This window comes from Acinetobacter sp. ANC_7588 (genome assembly GCF_056783995.1).
Map to the genome: position 1 here is coordinate 78,179 of NZ_JBWYIU010000010.1, position 17,196 is coordinate 95,374.

Consider the following 17,196-nt stretch of genomic DNA (forward strand, 5'->3'; position numbering starts at 1 on the left):
AAATTCGTCCAAAGTCGAATTTATACAATTATGTATTCTGTTACGGTTTAAACAATACAACTGTACAATAATGCTAGTGAACACATGTTCGCCCATGTTAGTATTAACGAGTCTAACCTCACAAATTTGTGAGTGGATTTAGTTTTAACCTATTAAAGGTTCTAGGAGTGCTGTTGGAGATGAATGCTCCCCTACCCAAAGCCCCAATCAACTGGATTGCAGTATTTGCATTGGTGTTTTTACCTATTGTCGCCGTTATTGCGATTCCACTTTATGCTTATCATCATGATTTCTCGCTTGCTGCGTGGATCAGCATGTTTGCGCTGTTGGGTCTGAGCAGTCTTGGCATTACCGCAGGTTATCACCGCTTATGGGCACATCGTGCTTATGAAGCGACTGTACCACTCAAAATCATTTTAATGATTATGGGAACCTTTGCTGTACAAAACAGCATTTTGTATTGGGCCTCAGGTCACCGTACCCATCATCGTCATGTTGATGATGTAGAAAAAGATCCCTACTCAATTAACAATGGCTTCTGGTACGCGCACATCGGTTGGATGCTACGCAACTATCCAGCAGCTGAAGCAAATTACAAAAACGCCCCTGATTTATTGGCTGACAAAATTGTCATGTTCCAAGATAAATATTACATCCCTCTCGTGATTGTCGTTCATGCCGCTATTCTTCTTCCTATTGGATGGGCAGTTGGTGATGTCTGGGGAGTGTTATTGTTGGGTGGTTTAATGCGCTTAATTTTAAGCCATCATGTGACTTTCTTTATCAACTCGCTATGCCATATGTGGGGCAAACGTCCGTACACAGATGAAAATACTGCACGTGACAACTTTGTTCTTGCTATTGCGACTTGGGGTGAGGGTTATCATAACTACCATCATATCTTCCAATACGACTATCGCAATGGCGTAAAATGGTGGCAATACGACCCAACTAAATGGTTGATCTGGACGTGTTCAAAACTAGGGCTAGCAAAAAACTTACGACGTATTCCAAGCTTTAATATTAAAAAAGCTGAGCTTGCAATGAAGTTTAAATATGCGCAACAAGATCTCGCTGTTTACGGCCATAACGTGAATGATGATATCGTGACAGTTAAAACAAAAATTGCTCAAGAATATGAAGCATTTACGCAAACTTTAAATGATTGGGCGAAGCTTAAAGAGCAAGAAATTAATGCCAAAAAAGCAGCTGTTGCTGAAAAAATTCACTTAATGGATAGCAAACTGAAAGTTGAATTCCAATTGGTTGAACAACGTTTATCTCATCATAGAGAGACATTGAACTTATTGGTTCGTAATTTAAAGAAATCACCAGTATCTGAATAACTCATTCAAGAGACTCTTCAGTTACTCCAAAGCTCCGTTGATCGGGGCTTTTTTTATTTTTTCGATACCATTTCCAATGTAGCAGTCACAGTTTTATGTATCGAATTTTGCTATAGTCAAAGTTGTTCATCACATTTTGAAAAATTATATGCAGTTCAATTCTCGCTATAACACACTACCTGCTCGACTGTATCATCATCAACAACCTCTTCCTCTAAAAGGGGCTAAACCTGGTCATTTTAATGAAGCACTTGCAGATGAGTTACTGTGGACTCAAGAAGATAAGATGAACTGGGTAGAAATCTGTAGCGGGCAAAAAACTTTTGCTGAGTTTGAACCTTTGGCGATGGTATACGCGGGTCACCAATTTGGACAATGGGCTGGACAGCTTGGTGACGGTCGCGGTTTACTCATTGCTCAAATCCTGGATCAAAATAACAACACGGTCGATTTACATCTTAAAGGTGCTGGCTCTACCCCCTATTCTCGGAGAGGCGATGGTCGTGCAGTGTTACGTTCCGTTATTCGTGAATATTTGGCTGGACACGCCCTCAATGCCCTAGGTGTTCAATCCAGTAATGCGATTGGTTTTGTATCATCAGATCAAGGTGTACAACGAGAAAAACTTGAACGTGGCGCGATGATGTTGCGTACGTGTGATACACATATTCGCTTAGGTCACTTTGAGTGGATTAATCAATTTCAGCCAGATCTACTGCAAGAATTTACACAAAAGTGCATTGAATGGCACTACCCTGAATGTTTGGAGACAGAACAACCTGTTCTTTCTTTTGCAACTCAAGTCATTCAACGTACTGCGATCATGATCGCCAAGTGGCAACTGATTGGTTTTGCGCACGGGGTCATGAATACTGACAACCTGAATATTACCGGCTCAACTTTAGATTTCGGACCTTATGGTTTTATGGAGCGTTTCCGTCCTAATTGGATCAACAATCATTCTGATTACCAAGGACGCTATACGTATCAGAACCAACCGAGTATCGGGCACTGGAATTTATGGACTTGGTTAAATAGTCTCATTCATCTTTGTCCAGAAAATTATGATCGAGAGCAATGGAAACAAGACTTGTCTTACTGTTTAGAGCACTATGAACCAACGTTCCTGGAACACTATAAACTTGGTTTAAGTCAAAAAATGGGATTACCAAGTTTTCATAAAGATAGCTTTGATTGTGGTATGGCTTTTCTACATATTTTACAAACAGAACAACTTGATTACACCCAAAGTTTTATTCGTTTACAGAATAAAGCGTATGAACAAATCAAAGATGATTGCCTTGATCGTATCGCATTTGAGCGGTTTCTTCACCAATATCTCTCAATACGGGAAAATCAAGACACTGACGATCTCGATCAAGCGATGTTAACAGCCAATCCACACTACGTTCTACGAAACCATATGGCACAGAAAGCAATTGAACTTGCTGAACGTGATGATTTCTCTGAAGTTGATCGCTTGTTCAAACTTCTTCAAACACCATACACCAAACAAGAACATCTTGAACAACCAGAAGACTTAGGCCCTTTAGCTAGCGACGTCCCTGAAATTCAAGTCAGTTGTTCATCATAAGTTATTCACAAACCTCTCTCATTCTGTGGATAATTTAATCATTATCCACAATACCCATTCGTTTTTACTATGCATTTACATCAATTGGCAGCATCACAAGCTTTAAAACTTCCTGAAGTCACTGTCAGTCAACCGTTTGGTGAGGGATGTGATGTTTATAAAATTATGGATAAAGTCTTTTTGCTCGCATTTCATTTACAAGGCAAAGCTGCGATTAATTTAAAAGTCGAACCAGATCGTGGACATATGTTAAAAGATATTTATCCTTATATTCGATCTGGATGGCACATGAATAAACGACACTGGGTTTCAATCTATGATGAATCTGAATTGGATGAAGAGCTTATCAAAGATTTGATCTCCAACTCCTATAATCTTGTGGTATCGAACCTTAAAAAAGCCGAACAAAAGCATATCGCTTTACTCAGAGTCATTTGAATAAAGTTAAAAATTGCTTTTCTATAACAATAATTACGCTAAATTAATAAATAGTAGTAATACGAAAAACTTATTCTATATTTGGGTTATATCATTACAACTCTATGAGTACGATATTCATTATGGATATAGAACAACTTTTTGGATTATCAACTCAGATGATCTTAGAGCTAAAACAAGAAATTATTAATAGTGACATTATCAATTGTGGGCCGCGTTTGGACTTAGTTAAACAATGTATTTACATCTCATTTGAGCATGGGCTTGGAGTAAGTGGTTTATTATCTTCAAATCTACCAACACAAGCTATGATTCTACTTAGATCACAATTTGAAGCTGTAGTCAGAGCATATTGGTTATTATTTCTTGCAAGTAATCATCAAATATCAAAATTGCAATTTAGTTACACATTTGAAGAGCAATTTGAATTCGACACATGTCCAATGATTTCTGAAATGCTTGATAAGCTTGGTGCTGCAAACTTACCTGCTCAGCCAATAATTCAGACCCTTTGTGATTTCAAAAAATATCATTTGAAGCAACTTAACTCCATAGTACATACTGGAAAACAGTCATTTACTAGAGATGTTATGGGATATGAAGATGAGATGCTGATCACCTTGATGCGCCAATCAAATAACTTAATAACCGTAGCTGCACAGATAATGTTAAAGCACACAGTTCCTGATAAACAAAAATATATTAGTGTTTTGATCGAAAAATATAGATATTGCTTTTATATGGTTGATGATGTTGATCCTATAGTAAAAGCTAGAGTCGAAGCTTACTTTCAATAAAAATACGATAGCCACCTCTAATAAGCTCATATCCTAACAAAGTTACATGAAAGTTGCATATGAAATGGCCAATTGTAGAGACCCTAACCAAAACCAACGCACCAAAAAAAAGCGAACTTCTAGATTCGCTTTTTTTTATCACAAAGAATCAATCTTCAGGATATTCGAAACGATATCCCACCCCATAAACAGCTTGAACCCATTCATGGCGATTACCTGTTTCCGCGGCATCCGAGATTTTACGGCGCAAGTTTTTGATATGGCTATCAATCACACGATCTGCCACTTCAAAACTGTCTGGGTTGATATGATCCAATAATTGCGCACGAGAGTACACCTGACCTACGTGTTCTAAAAATAATTCAAGAAGTCGAAATTCTGTAGGTGTCAAATTTAAAGATTTGTTTTGATACCAAATTCGTTGTTGACCTTTGTCCATACGGAATAAATTATTTTCTTCAGGTTCTGCTTTACGATCTAAACGTCGCAACACTGCTTGAACACGAGCAACTAACTCTTTAGGGCTAAATGGTTTACAAACATAATCATCCGCCCCCATATTCAAACCAAGTACACGATCAATCTCTTCCGTTCGTGCTGTCACCATGATAATAGGCAAATCAGACTGCTCACGGACTTTACGGGTGATCGTGAGACCATCCATACGAGGTACCATCAAATCTAAAACCATTAGACTTGGTTTACGTTGTAAAAAGCTATCATAAGCCTCTTGACCATCGTGAAACATACTGACTTCAAAGCCAGCTGCTTCAAGATAATCTCGCACCAATTGAGCAAGTTCTACTTCATCTTCAACCAGCATCACATGTTTCATATGTCACCCTTCTTCAATTTAAAACGATTTCTTTGGAAATGTGAGGATGCAGCGCAATCCACCCAATGGTGAGTGGTCAAACTTCAAGGAGCCCTTCATGCCTTGTGCAATTTTGCACGATAATGCTAGACCTAATCCAGTTCCGCCAGTACTACGTGTTCTAGAATCATCCGCTCGATAGAAACGCTCACCTAAATGAGCCAATTGCTCATCAGTAAGACCTAATGGGCTATCGTCAACAATCACCGACCAAGTCTTATCGTTTTCGATCGTATGCACATTAATTCTTCCACCGGCTTCCGTATAGCGAATAGTATTACCGAGTAAGTTGACCATAATTTGTTTAAAACGATCTACATCTAATTGTAATTTCGTTCCATGCCCCTCTGCGCTAATCGTGAGATCGGCTTGTTCAAATTTAGGTTTGAAATTTTCAATCTCATTTAACACGACACTCCAAGGGTCAATTTCATTGAAATCAAAATTGAGTTGTTGTGCTTCAGCTTGTGCTAACGCAGCCAAATCTTGTGTTAATTTTTTCAGACTCGAAACTTGTGCCAACATTGAAGCAAAATGTTCAGGCGTTGGTTTACGTATTCCATCTTGCATTGCTTCAATTTGTGCTTGCAAAACAGCCAGCGGCGTTTTTAACTCATGCGAAGTGTCTGCAACCCACTGCTTTCTAGAGTTTTCATGCTGATCTAGAATCACAGCTAACTGATTAATTTCAGTCGAAAGATCGCCAAGCTCATCGTTACGATTTACTTTCACCTGATGCTGAAAATTTCCTTTGGTTAATTCTCGTGTTGCATTTAATAAGCGTTGAATTGGCTTTCTAAAATAAGTTGCTAATAATAAGGCAGCAACCAAACTCGAAATAAATGTCAGAATATATATTAAAAATAAATAACGCTTTTGATTGCTAAAGAAATTAATACTTAAAGCATCATCTTGATCTAAAACAGGTCTTAGCCCGAGATACCCCACAATATTGCCATCAACTGTGATCGGTCGATACGACACCATATTCTCTGATGGTTCCCCCAAGATAAACTGTTGTTTTGCATCATATAAGGAAAGTCTAGAACTTAAACCCAAGTGATCAGACATAGATATAAATAGTTTCTTGCCCTGCTGGTATTCAGAAGTTCTCAAACTAGAAAGCTTATTTTCATGTGATTTATCAGAACTGTTCGTGGTTCTTGTCTGATTCTGATTTGAACTTAATGGGAAACGCAATCCTTCAAATGGCTGAAATGCAGAAGGTAAATTTTCTTCTAAGACTTTCAGCTCTTCAGGGCTAATAGTTTGCGTTCTTTGTGACTCAATTTCACTAATTAATGTATGCTCTTTGAAATAACGCTGTTGCAATGCAATATCATATTGGCGACGTAACCACCAACGTGATAGTCGATCATAATCATCGGGTGCAGCTTCACCTTCAATTTGTAAAATCTGAGCTTGAACGGCATTTCCCCAATCCTGATAAACAGAGAATACGCCCGCTAAATTATCGATCAGATGATCAAGCTTTTGCATTTCTACATCAGCTACATATTTGGTGAAGTTTTTTTGCATCGTCCAATGCAGCACACTTAAGCTAACCGTCGTAATGAGCAATGTCGTTAACAGTACTGTAAAAAATAAGCGTAGTGCGATTGGTACGCGACGTATATTCAAATTTAACTCACATTATTTCTTCGTTTTTCAGTATTGTATCTAACACTGATTCAAAAAACTCTCCATTGTTTCTTCATCTTTATTATTTAATCTTTACCTATACCGAATCCAAACAACTTTGGGGATAAACATAATGAAAGCGATGAACAAAATTGTATTGGTGACCACTGGTTTAATCAGTATGGGCGCACTTACTGCATGTCAAACAACAACTCAAGCACCTCAAGAAGTTAAAAAGGGTCACTTTGATAAAAAACATCATCATAAAGAACGTTTAACACCTGAACAACGCGAGCAATTCAAACAAGCGCGTGCTGACCGTAAAGCGATGATGCAGCAAATTCGTCAAGCATGCGACGGCAAAGTTGTAGGTCAAACTGTTCAAATCAAAACTGATAAACAAAATATTGATGGTACTTGTCATATCCGTTTCATAGCGGATCGTGCTGATATGAAAAAAATGCATGAGCAAGCACGTGCCCAATTTAAAGCTGAAAAGCCAACTTCGGCCCAAGCTAACCGTTCACAAAAAGGTGAACCGCTCACAGATGCCAAACGTGCTGAGCTTGTTCAAAAATTTGATCAACGTTTGATACAACAGCAAGTTAGTCAAAATGCAAAACTTCAAGCATGCAATGGACAAACTGACGGTAAAAAAGTTCAAATCAAAGTGGGTGAACAGACTATCAACGGTGTATGTAAAGTTTATTTCAAACCAAATCAACCACTCGTTAAACCAGACTTAAAAAAATCCGCATAATTCAATTCAACGCACTACTAAGTGATTGAATATTAAAAAGGCGCATGTTGCGCCTTTTTTTATGTCATAACTTATTACGTTTTTGACTATTCTGTTCACATATAATTCACGAAAAAACTTTATACTCTAAACACTTAGCCAAAATTAATATTTTTTCTTTGACTTTACAGTCACACAGAATATGGCTATAAAACTTGTACCAAGCAATAACTTATTGCACGATGTAATAGAACAAAATAGGTGTCGTAGATGACACGACATTTTTTATTAGGATTATAAATCTGGTTTAACCAGTATTGAGGAACCCGATATGCCACAATACAAAGCGCCCTTACGTGATATGCAATTCGTTTTGCATGAATTATTAAATGCTGAAGAACACTTTTCAAAACTCCCTGCATTCCAAGAAAACGTAAGCCGTGAGTTGGTTGATCAATATTTAGAAGCTGCTGCAGATTTCTGTGAAAACGAATTATCTCCACTCAACCAAGTAGGTGACCGCGAAGGTTGTACTTGGAATGATGGTGTAGTTACTACTCCAACAGGCTTCAAAGAAGCATATAAAAAATATGTAGAATTAGGATTCCCATCTTTAGCTGCTGAAGAACAATATGGTGGTCAAGGTTTACCAAACTCTTTAGGCATTATCATTTCTGAAATGATCGGCTCTTCGAACTGGGCATGGGGTATGTACCCAGGTCTATCTCATGGTGCAGTTCGTACAATTGAGCACCATGGTACGGAAGAGCAAAAAAATACTTACTTACCAAAACTGATTTCAGGTGAGTGGACAGGTACCATGTGTTTAACAGAATCTCATGCAGGTTCTGACCTTGGTATTATCCGCACAAAAGCTGAACCTAATGCAGATGGTAGTTTTGCAATTTCAGGTGAGAAAATCTTTATTTCCGCTGGTGAGCATGACATGGCGGACAACATTGTTCACATCGTTCTTGCGCGTTTACCAGGTGCTCCTAAGGGAACAAAAGGGATCTCATTATTCATCGTACCTAAGTTTAACTTAACTGCTGATGGTGAAGTTGGCGAGCGCAACGCTGTTCGTTGTGGTTCGATTGAACATAAAATGGGTATCCATGGTAACGCAACATGTGTGATCAATTTTGATCGTGCAACAGGTTACTTGATTGGCCCTGAAAACCGCGGTCTGAATGCAATGTTCACCTTCATGAACACTGCACGTATTGGTACAGCTGTACAAGGTTTGTCTGCTGCTGAATCATCTTTCCAAGGTGCTTTGGCATATGCGAAAGATCGTTTAGCAATGCGTTCACTTTCTGGTCCTAAAGCACCTGAAAAAGAAGCAGATCCAATTATTGTGCATCCAGCAGTTCGCAACTTAATCTTAACGCAAAAAGCATTTGCTGAAGGTGGTCGAGCTCTAGTGTACTACCTTGCTCACTATGCTGATATCGTTGAGAAAGGCGCGACTGAAGAAGAACGTAAATTTGCAGATAATATTCTGTCATTATTAACGCCAATTGCTAAAGCATTCTTAACTGAAGTTGGTTATGAAGCTGCAAACAAAGGCGTACAAGTATTTGGTGGTCACGGCTTCATTTCAGAGCATGGTATGGAGCAAATCGTTCGTGATACACGTATTGCTTGCTTATATGAAGGTACCACTGAAATTCAGGCACTTGATTTGTTAGGTCGTAAAGTACTGCAAACTCAAGGTGCGATGTTGAAAGATTTCACTAAAATCATTCACAAATTCGCTGAAGCAAACAAAGATAATGCAGACTTGAAAGAGTTTGTTGAACCTTTGGCTGCACTCAACAAAGAATGGGGCGATTTAACTATGCAGATCGGTATGCGCGCGATGCAAAACCCTGATGAAGTCGGTGCTGCTGCAGTAGATTACCTATACTTCTCTGGTTATGTAACGCTAGCATTCTTATGGGCTCGCATGGCTCAAGTTGCTCAACAACAACTTGCAGCAGGTTCAACTGAAGTTGAATTCTACAATGCGAAAATCACAACAGCTCGCTTCTACTTCAAGAAGATCCTTCCACGCGTTCGCTCACATGTTGACGTAATTGCAGGTGGATTAGAACCATTAATGACTTTGGATGCTGAACATTTTGCATTCTAATGATCCATATTAAATATGTGTAAAAGAAAAAGGACAGTCATAGATTTGGCCGTCCTTTTTCTTTATAAATAAATTCGAGATATTAACCTTTAGTCGTCTAACAAGTCCTAATATGCTTCGATAGACTGCTAAGAACTAAAGATATTTAAACAAAAAAAGGTGAACGAAAATGCCAATCTATAATGCGCCTCTTACAGATATGAAGTTCATTTTGAATGATGTATTTCAAGCTGAACAATTTTGGCAATCAAATGAGAATTTAGCTCATATTGATGCTGCGACAGCTGAAGCTATTTTAGAAGAGATGGCTAAATTCGCTCAAAACGTAACCCTTCCCCTAAATCGCACAGGTGATGAAGAAGGCGCAACTTATAATAATGGATCTGTTACCACACCAGCGGGCTTTAAAGAAGCGTTCCAACAATATGCAGAAGGTGGTTGGATTGGCTTAGGTGCTGACGAAGAATGGGGCGGTCAAGGCATGCCAAAAATGCTGACTGTGCTTGCAGATGAAATGCTTTTTGCAACCAACCCATCATTTATGCTTTACCCACTTCTTTCTGTGGGTGCGGGTATGGCATTAAATAGCTATGCTTCTCAAGAACAAAAAGAAACCTATCTTCCTAAAATCTATTCAGGTGAATGGTCAGGTACGATGTGTCTCACAGAGCCTCACGCAGGTACTGATTTAGGCATTATTAAAACTAAGGCCGAACGTAATGAAGATGGTACTTACAACATCACGGGTACGAAAATCTTTATTACCGGTGGTGACCATGATTTAGCTGAAAATATTATTCACCTTGTATTAGCAAAAACGCCTGATGCTCCTGCTGGTTCACGCGGTATTTCTCTGTTCATTGTACCTAAATTCTTAGTGAATGAAGATGGTACCTTGGGTGATCGTAACCCTGTAGGCCCTGGTTCTATTGAACACAAAATGGGGATCAAAGCCTCTGCAACATGTGTGATGAACTTTGACGGTGCAAAAGGCTATTTAGTCGGTAAAGAAAACGAAGGTCTTGCTGCAATGTTCGTGATGATGAACTATGAACGTTTGTCCATGGGTATCCAAGGTTTAGGCGCTTCTGAATTTGCTTATCAAAATGCTGCTCAATACGCCACTGATCGTTTACAAGGTCGTAGTGCAACAGGTGTGAAATCTCCGAATAAACCTGCTGATAGTATTCTTGTACACGGTGATGTACGTCGTATGCTCTTAAATGCTCGTGCGAACAATGAAGCTTCACGTGCATTTGCAGTATATGTAGGTCAACAACTTGACATTACAAAGTTCTCGACAGATCCAGAAGCAGTTGCAAAAGCAAATAATCGTGTTGCTTTGCTCACACCAATCGCAAAAGCATATTTAACAGACACTGCTTTCAATGCGACACTAGATGCCCAAATGGTCTTTGGTGGTCACGGCTATATTCGTGAATGGGGTATGGAACAATGTATCCGTGATCTTCGTATCTCACAAATTTATGAAGGCACGAACGGCGTTCAATCACAAGATTTGATTGGTCGTAAAACGATTAAATGTAATGGTCAATTCATCGCAGAATATATCGAAGAAATTCGTGACTTTGCAAATGCATTAGATGCGGACTTAAATTACATCAAAGATGCCACTCTTGATGCTGCAACTGAACTTGAATCGATTACACAAGTTGTTCTTGAACGTGCTGCTGAAAATCCTGATTATGCGAATGCTGCTGCGGTGGATTATTTACATGCGGTAGGCTTACTCAGCTTTACCTATATGTTTGCTAAAATTGCTAAAGCTGCGAGTGAAAAATCAGGTGAGTTCTATGAGAACAAATTATCTTTGGTGAACTACTACATCCAACGCGTTTTACCTGAATTAAATACACGTTTAGCTCGCATCAAAGCTAGCTCTGAAATCGTGATGGGATTTAGCGAAGATTACTTCACAAATCAATCATAAGTTTTATCTTAAAAAAGCCTGATTCTTCAGGCTTTTTTTATCTGAAATTTGCTTATTTTCAAAGCAACTCATAATAGTCTTCCCTGCTTAGGCGTAAGATGAGCATGAATTTTGCATCACTCCAATGAAACCATCAGGTTTTTTCAGAGGAGGAGATGTCATGAGTAAAAAAGATATTAGCGTAGAAAAAATCGAATCCTTATTAGATCGTTTTGGAAATCTAGCAGTAGAGAGCTTCCACTATATTGCGCTCTTTATTATTGGCTGCATGGTAATTTGGTCTGCAGGACATACCGTGATTGATATTCTTACGGTAAAACAATATGCAACGATTGATGACATTCTGTTGTTATTTATCTATTTAGAGCTAGGTGCGATGGTAGGTATTTATTTTAAGACCAATCATATGCCCGTCAGATTTCTGATCTATATCGCCATCACTGCCCTGACACGTCTGTTAATTTCAGATATTCAACATGACCATAAAGCTGATATTGATTTAGTCATTATTACAGGATCAATTTTAATCCTAGCATTCGCTATATTGGTCGTGCGTTTTGCTTCTTGGAATTTTCCATCAGTGATCAGAGATAAACACCAAGATAAACCTTTACCATTTGGAAAAACACCACGCCCTGAAGATGATGAGTTGGCTTAGATAGAGATGGTTTAGGCAAGTTGGAACAAGCATCTAACGATCATTTGGCATCTGGATATATCGACCATTTTGGTATATCCAATGCATTCCAACTTGTGGTGCAGGAAGACCATAACGACGCCAATCTGAAATCAGCATATACTGACTCATTTCAATAGTACCACCCTGCCCATTTACGAAACTTGACTGCTTGCTAGAATATGTCGTCGTGGTCGGTAAAGACTGTTGATAGATCACTGTAATCCCATTCTGCTGCGGATACGCTGGATAAGGAGGATATGGTCGCTGTAATTGAGGTCTATTCTGAGCAAAACGTGGTTGTTGCAATGGGACTGGCTTACTTAGACGATCTGCATTACCAGTATATATTGGAGTCTGTGTTGGTTTTACAGGTCGAACCTTAGAACCTTGGTAATTACCCCAACTATCTGCAAAAGTATGACTCGTTATTAAAAGAATCACTGAACCCAATAGAGTCTTAACCAATAATGTATTGTTCATCTCTATTACCTCATTCCAAATTTAAGATTACTTTTATTTTCAAAATTCATTCTAAAGCTTAAATATAGATCAATCATGTAGAAATCTTGAACATTATTTAAAATTTTAAATTTAATACTTTAGACCTTGTATTTATCTGCATGAGTCTGTTTGTAAATCTGCTAGACTAACCATTTTTAACTTTGCGAGATTATCCACCGTGCCTGAAATGAGTTTTGATCGCCTGCACCAATTTTTTTGTAAAGTTCCGAGTGTCCAAGAAAACTATATCGATTCTTATGGCACTGATGGTGAACATGCATGGTGGTTTAAATTTCAAATCAATATCGACCATGCCTTAGCTTGGCAAACGGTTCAAGAACTTGGTCATGTATTGAATTACATTTCTAAAAATGAACGCCTACCCACTCAGTTTTTACCTGTGTCTCCTCCACCCTATATGAATGGTGAGGCGAAACAATTCTTATCTTGGGTGATTCAGTGTAATCATCCTGATTTTACGCCAGATGTGGTTTGTGATTGGTTAGAAGCACGTTTACCTCAACCTGTTGAGGATGAGTCTAAGTGGAAAATTAAAACCGATATTAAAGAGCTCGATCAGATTGATGATAAGGAACTCGATAAATTAGTTCCACCGAATCCATAAATGAAAAAATCCCTCTTTCGAGGGATTTTTTTAGAAGGTTGAGAGACCACTCCATTCCATGAATCGATAAATGGCATATTTCATTTTTGAATCTTCTGCATATTCTGAGTAATCAACACTCATTTGCTTACCCTCTAAATTCATCCAAGCAGTATCAAAATACTGTACTGCATCTTTAAAAACTTGCTGATTTGAAGAGCCAATAACACGTAAATCAGTTTCTAAATTATAATTTTTCAAATTACGAGCAGTAAAATTAGCCGACCCCAAAATCAGTTCAACCTGATTTGAACTACGCTTAGTAATCATTTTTGAATGGCACTGCTCACCTTGTGTATTACACCAGCGTACGTCTATTCCAGCTTTATAGAGCTCTGTCGCGACAGGACGATTTGGAATACCATTTTTAGTACGTCCAAATGCATCTTTGTTCGGGTCTAGTAATACACGAACTTTAACACCGCGTTGGTGAGCTTTAATTAAGGCTTCAATAATTTCTCGCTCTGATAAATAGAACATTGCCAAATCTATTTTTGCATCAGCACCTTGAGCAGATTCAATCAGTTTCAGCACTTCATCATATATTGCTTTTTCTGTCAGTACTTGCACTTGTGGCAACTGTTTATCTTCTGGTACATCTCCCACAATAACCATTGGAATATTTGCTTTAGAAAATAAAGCCACTGATTGTTCAGTTTTTAAAATATCGACAGCTGTATGCCCTTCGACCACAAGTGCTACATTAGAATGGCTTGAGCTTCCATCATGCAGATTCATCGAAGTCACTAGTGTTTTCCATCCCTCGGATGTATCCACTATGATGGTTTTACGATGGTTCGCTTTAAAATTAAAAAGATTTAAATAACTTCGAATGGTAATTTTTTCTTCCCCGAAAGGATTACTTAACCAACCTTTCTCAGCATTATTTCCTAAACTCTGACAACAAAAATACCAAATGCCCGACCACAGTGGATTCGATGCGCGTAATGGTGATAAATCTGTTTCTATGACATCAATTCCTGCTTGTCTGAGTTGTCGATAGTGCTCTGGGATTATTCCACCATAAACTGAATTTATAGGATCAGTGATTAATTTAATTTCAATATTCGGTGTTAGACGCTTTTTTTGAATGAGTGCTTGAGTCAGTTCTTGTGTTAATGCGCGATGTTGATTTTGAGACTGACCAGTTTCAGGATTGAACAGAAACATATCTAACACAATTGTGGTTTGCGCTTGCTCAATAAGATTGAGAATTTCATCAAAAATCTGATGCTGCTGTCGCTGACCCGCCGTATCTATATAAGTTTGGTCTGCTAGGAATTTCACATTTGCATGCCGTAATTTACCGGAATAATTAAGCCCTTCTGGTAATGGTTTATAAATATGATAAAGCGCTGAAGCTAAATAGCCAATGGTCAGCATACCAAGAATCAGACCAACATAACGTCGGTTTGACCAATTTAATTTTTGGTGAATTCGTTTAAATAGACGCATAACAAAAAACCTAGTCCGATACTTTCAGACTAGGTTTTAATTTACCTTTTTTCAAGCATTAAACTGTTTTTAACACGTTGGAGTAAATTAGAATCCGTATTCAACACCAACGGTGAAATTACGTCCAATTTGTGGAATATTCGATAAAAATGAATTGTGCGAATAAACCTGATCATCCAACAAGTTATTTGCTTTTAAATAAACCCGATAATCGTTGCGATTGTTTAACTGCCCAGCATAAGACACACCAACATTGACCATGTTATAACCTTGGGTTTCTTTTTCAAAGTCAGCAAATTTATCTTGCGTGAATACATGATAATACTCAGCTAAACCAGACCAACCATCAGCAAAATTGGTTTCCACCTTTGTACCAAGTCGTCCAGCAGGAACACGTGGAGCATTTTCCCCCTCTATCTTGCCTCTTACATAATCACCAAACACACTCACCTTGTAAGTATCATTAATTTGATAGCCTAGCTGAGCCTCAGTTCCATAAAAACGTGCCTTATCCTGCGTATATTTAAGTCCACGTAAATTGCCTTGTTGAGCTACAGTTGCACCATAAATATAGTCATCAAACCAATTGTGATAAACATGAACATGATAATCGAGCTGATCACCTTCATAATGGAGACCTAACTCTAGATTATTTGATGTTTCCTTATCAATATCTGGATTACCTAGCTCATATGTGTTTGTTGCAAAATGAAGACCATCTGCATATAACTCTTGAGCTAGCGGTAAACGTTGTTGATGAGACCCCACTAGAGACAACTTATAATTTGGCGCGAACTCCCAATTAGCTGCAGCTGATCCTGAAACAGCAGTCCCTGAGTAGTTCTTTTGATTGGAATCGACATCAATTTTTTGATGGTCTACACGAGCGCCCAATTCGACATGCACAGGACCAAGCTGTTTATGTTCTAGTGCAAATAAACTGTACTTATTGGTTTTTGTATCCGCCATCAGAACATCATGACTATGACCATGATGTTCATGATCGTGATCACTATGATCATGGTCACCATGATCAACTTCATCATGGTCATGTCCCTCAGGCGCATTAAGTTTTATTTTTTGCTGAGATGCTTGTACACCTACAACACCCTCCCAACCTAACAACGGTATATGAACCAACTCTAAACGACCATCATAACCCTTACTTTTAAAGTTACTAATAACTTCATTTTCTTCTAGTTCATCATGCTCGTAATCTGTAAAACTTAAATGAGCTCGCAGCTTTTCAAATCCTTTTAATGGATCATTTAATTCAGTTCGCAAATCATAGCGTTCAGATTTTAAGTCAACCCATGGACCTGCAGCATTTTCGTGTTCATGGTCGTGCGCTGAATTAGGTGGTGGACAATGGAAATGATCTCCATGCAATTCACATCCATGATATTCATGACTATGACCTGGTAATCCATATTTATCTTGTCGATTACTATATGACAGCCCCACAAAACCTCGATCATGGATCCATGAGCCGCCGACATTAACTGTTTGACCTTCTGAGAAGGTATTTTCTACACGTTTTGCACTTTCACGATGAGGCTCTGTCTCACCCTCATGATGATGTTCAGTGAAGTAACCTTTAAAAGGGATATAATCATTGGCTTTATGCTTCGTGCCTTCAACACGAAGTGCAAAATTTTCACCTATAGCTGCTGTTACACCTGCACTCGCAAGTTTTTCATCACTCCCAGAGTTGTAGCGGACGCCCACTTGCCCCTCTAGACCATTAGCTGGCATTTGTGTCGGTATTTTTTGATCAGTCACGTTGACTAAACCACCCACAGTTCCAGCTGCGTACAGTAATGTTGAAGGTCCTCGGATAACTTCCACTTGCTTCGCCAAAATAGGATCAACCGTTATGGCATGGTCAGGAGAAAGTGTTGATACATCAGCAGTTTCAGAAGCATGCTGTAAAACTTTTACACGCGGTCCATCTTGGCCACGAATCACAGGACGACTTGCACCTGTTCCATACTGATTAGAATAAACACCCAACTCATCGGCTAACGCATCACCTATGGTTGTTGGTCTTTCAGATAATTTTTTTTGATCAATCACATGATCTGCTACAGCGAAGTCAGCAGCTGTTTGAACCAATGGATGTGCGGTAGAAGAAATTGTATCTAATTGAACATTTTTTTGTTTTTGATCAGCATGTGCTGCGGATGCTATCACTGCCAAGACGGAGGCAGTAATGATATTTTTATGAAAGTTCATACGACAAGCTCAAAATTCGAGAATTTACAATTGTTGTTATAATATAACATTTCAACCAAACTTCAATCATATTTCATTCATTTACTCCAAATTAATTACCTTCATATAATTAAACCAATGGGTTACATATCAATGTTAATCTATAAAA

14 protein-coding genes are annotated in these 17,196 nt (G+C 38.5%); 9 read left to right on the plus strand and 5 right to left on the minus strand.

Translation table 11 applies throughout. The annotated features are described in order from the left end of the window. Positions 1–179 precede the first annotated feature (179 nt). From AC1M9J_RS10595 to AC1M9J_RS10610, 4 genes are all read left to right on the plus strand, one after another. The gene (locus AC1M9J_RS10595; protein WP_035265557.1) at positions 180–1,346 is read left to right on the plus strand and encodes an acyl-CoA desaturase; all 1,167 of its coding nucleotides are present in this window, start codon (positions 180–182) and stop codon (positions 1,344–1,346) included. A 148-nt stretch (positions 1,347–1,494) separates the two neighbouring features. Further along, positions 1,495–2,940, plus strand: a complete 1,446-nt coding sequence (locus tag AC1M9J_RS10600) for a protein adenylyltransferase SelO (RefSeq protein ID WP_481591708.1) — start codon at positions 1,495–1,497, stop codon at positions 2,938–2,940. 69 nt (positions 2,941–3,009) lie between these two features. Next, complete coding sequence (locus tag AC1M9J_RS10605; protein WP_481591707.1) at positions 3,010–3,378, plus strand: MmcQ/YjbR family DNA-binding protein; 369 nt, start codon at positions 3,010–3,012, stop codon at positions 3,376–3,378. A 122-nt stretch (positions 3,379–3,500) separates the two neighbouring features. Then, positions 3,501–4,175, plus strand: coding sequence for a DUF6988 family protein (locus tag AC1M9J_RS10610; RefSeq protein WP_481952292.1), 675 nt, complete (start codon positions 3,501–3,503; stop codon positions 4,173–4,175). 148 nt (positions 4,176–4,323) lie between these two features. On the opposite strand, the gene AC1M9J_RS10615 is transcribed toward AC1M9J_RS10610, so the two are convergent. Together AC1M9J_RS10615 and baeS are read right to left on the minus strand one after the other, a co-directional pair. Next, positions 4,324–5,010 (minus strand): response regulator, encoded by a 687-nt coding sequence (locus AC1M9J_RS10615; RefSeq protein WP_092767563.1) that lies wholly within the window; start codon positions 5,008–5,010, stop codon positions 4,324–4,326. 18 nt (positions 5,011–5,028) lie between these two features. Continuing rightward, the gene (baeS, locus tag AC1M9J_RS10620; RefSeq protein ID WP_481952293.1) at positions 5,029–6,690 is read right to left on the minus strand and encodes a sensor histidine kinase efflux regulator BaeS; all 1,662 of its coding nucleotides are present in this window, start codon (positions 6,688–6,690) and stop codon (positions 5,029–5,031) included. 133 nt (positions 6,691–6,823) lie between these two features. Between baeS and AC1M9J_RS10625 the strand changes: the two genes are divergently transcribed. The 4 genes from AC1M9J_RS10625 (at position 6,824) to AC1M9J_RS10640 (ending at position 12,172) form a co-directional block, all read left to right on the plus strand. After that, a complete protein-coding gene (locus AC1M9J_RS10625; protein WP_481952294.1) occupies positions 6,824–7,450 on the plus strand; it encodes a hypothetical protein in 627 nt (208 codons plus the stop codon). A gap of 310 nt (positions 7,451–7,760) precedes the next feature. Next, complete coding sequence (locus AC1M9J_RS10630) at positions 7,761–9,563, plus strand: acyl-CoA dehydrogenase C-terminal domain-containing protein (protein ID WP_481589243.1); 1,803 nt, start codon at positions 7,761–7,763, stop codon at positions 9,561–9,563. Between the two features lie 169 nt (positions 9,564–9,732). Then, the gene (locus AC1M9J_RS10635) at positions 9,733–11,514 is read left to right on the plus strand and encodes an acyl-CoA dehydrogenase C-terminal domain-containing protein (protein WP_092767569.1); all 1,782 of its coding nucleotides are present in this window, start codon (positions 9,733–9,735) and stop codon (positions 11,512–11,514) included. Positions 11,515–11,674: 160 nt separating this feature from the next. After that, a complete protein-coding gene (locus AC1M9J_RS10640; protein WP_481952295.1) occupies positions 11,675–12,172 on the plus strand; it encodes a phosphate-starvation-inducible protein PsiE in 498 nt (165 codons plus the stop codon). Positions 12,173–12,205: 33 nt separating this feature from the next. Here AC1M9J_RS10640 and AC1M9J_RS10645 read toward each other — a convergent pair whose 3' ends face one another. Further along, on the minus strand, positions 12,206–12,673 hold the full coding sequence (locus AC1M9J_RS10645; protein ID WP_481589245.1) for an RcnB family protein: 468 nt from the start codon (positions 12,671–12,673) through the stop codon (positions 12,206–12,208). Positions 12,674–12,872: 199 nt separating this feature from the next. On the opposite strand from AC1M9J_RS10645, the gene AC1M9J_RS10650 reads away from it, so the two are divergent. Next, positions 12,873–13,319 (plus strand): hypothetical protein, encoded by a 447-nt coding sequence (locus AC1M9J_RS10650; protein ID WP_092767573.1) that lies wholly within the window; start codon positions 12,873–12,875, stop codon positions 13,317–13,319. A 30-nt stretch (positions 13,320–13,349) separates the two neighbouring features. Here the strand turns inward: AC1M9J_RS10650 and AC1M9J_RS10655 are convergent, their stop codons facing one another. Then, positions 13,350–14,813, minus strand: coding sequence for a phospholipase D family protein (locus AC1M9J_RS10655; protein ID WP_481589246.1), 1,464 nt, complete (start codon positions 14,811–14,813; stop codon positions 13,350–13,352). An 87-nt stretch (positions 14,814–14,900) separates the two neighbouring features. Then, a complete protein-coding gene (gene znuD / locus AC1M9J_RS10660; protein WP_481952296.1) occupies positions 14,901–17,048 on the minus strand; it encodes a zinc piracy TonB-dependent receptor ZnuD in 2,148 nt (715 codons plus the stop codon). Positions 17,049–17,196 lie beyond the last annotated feature (148 nt).

Coding starts and splice junctions, on each gene's coding strand:
- AC1M9J_RS10635 (WP_092767569.1), top strand. CDS start 9,733: ATGCCAATCTATAATGCGCCTCTTACAGATATGAAGTTCATTTTGAAT.
- AC1M9J_RS10655 (WP_481589246.1), bottom strand. CDS start 14,813: ATGCGTCTATTTAAACGAATTCACCAAAAATTAAATTGGTCAAACCGA.
- AC1M9J_RS10605 (WP_481591707.1), top strand. CDS start 3,010: ATGCATTTACATCAATTGGCAGCATCACAAGCTTTAAAACTTCCTGAA.
- AC1M9J_RS10630 (WP_481589243.1), top strand. CDS start 7,761: ATGCCACAATACAAAGCGCCCTTACGTGATATGCAATTCGTTTTGCAT.
- AC1M9J_RS10610 (WP_481952292.1), top strand. CDS start 3,501: ATGGATATAGAACAACTTTTTGGATTATCAACTCAGATGATCTTAGAG.
- AC1M9J_RS10640 (WP_481952295.1), top strand. CDS start 11,675: ATGAGTAAAAAAGATATTAGCGTAGAAAAAATCGAATCCTTATTAGAT.
- AC1M9J_RS10615 (WP_092767563.1), bottom strand. CDS start 5,010: ATGAAACATGTGATGCTGGTTGAAGATGAAGTAGAACTTGCTCAATTG.
- znuD (WP_481952296.1), bottom strand. CDS start 17,048: ATGAACTTTCATAAAAATATCATTACTGCCTCCGTCTTGGCAGTGATA.
- AC1M9J_RS10625 (WP_481952294.1), top strand. CDS start 6,824: ATGAAAGCGATGAACAAAATTGTATTGGTGACCACTGGTTTAATCAGT.
- AC1M9J_RS10600 (WP_481591708.1), top strand. CDS start 1,495: ATGCAGTTCAATTCTCGCTATAACACACTACCTGCTCGACTGTATCAT.
- AC1M9J_RS10595 (WP_035265557.1), top strand. CDS start 180: ATGAATGCTCCCCTACCCAAAGCCCCAATCAACTGGATTGCAGTATTT.
- AC1M9J_RS10645 (WP_481589245.1), bottom strand. CDS start 12,673: ATGAACAATACATTATTGGTTAAGACTCTATTGGGTTCAGTGATTCTT.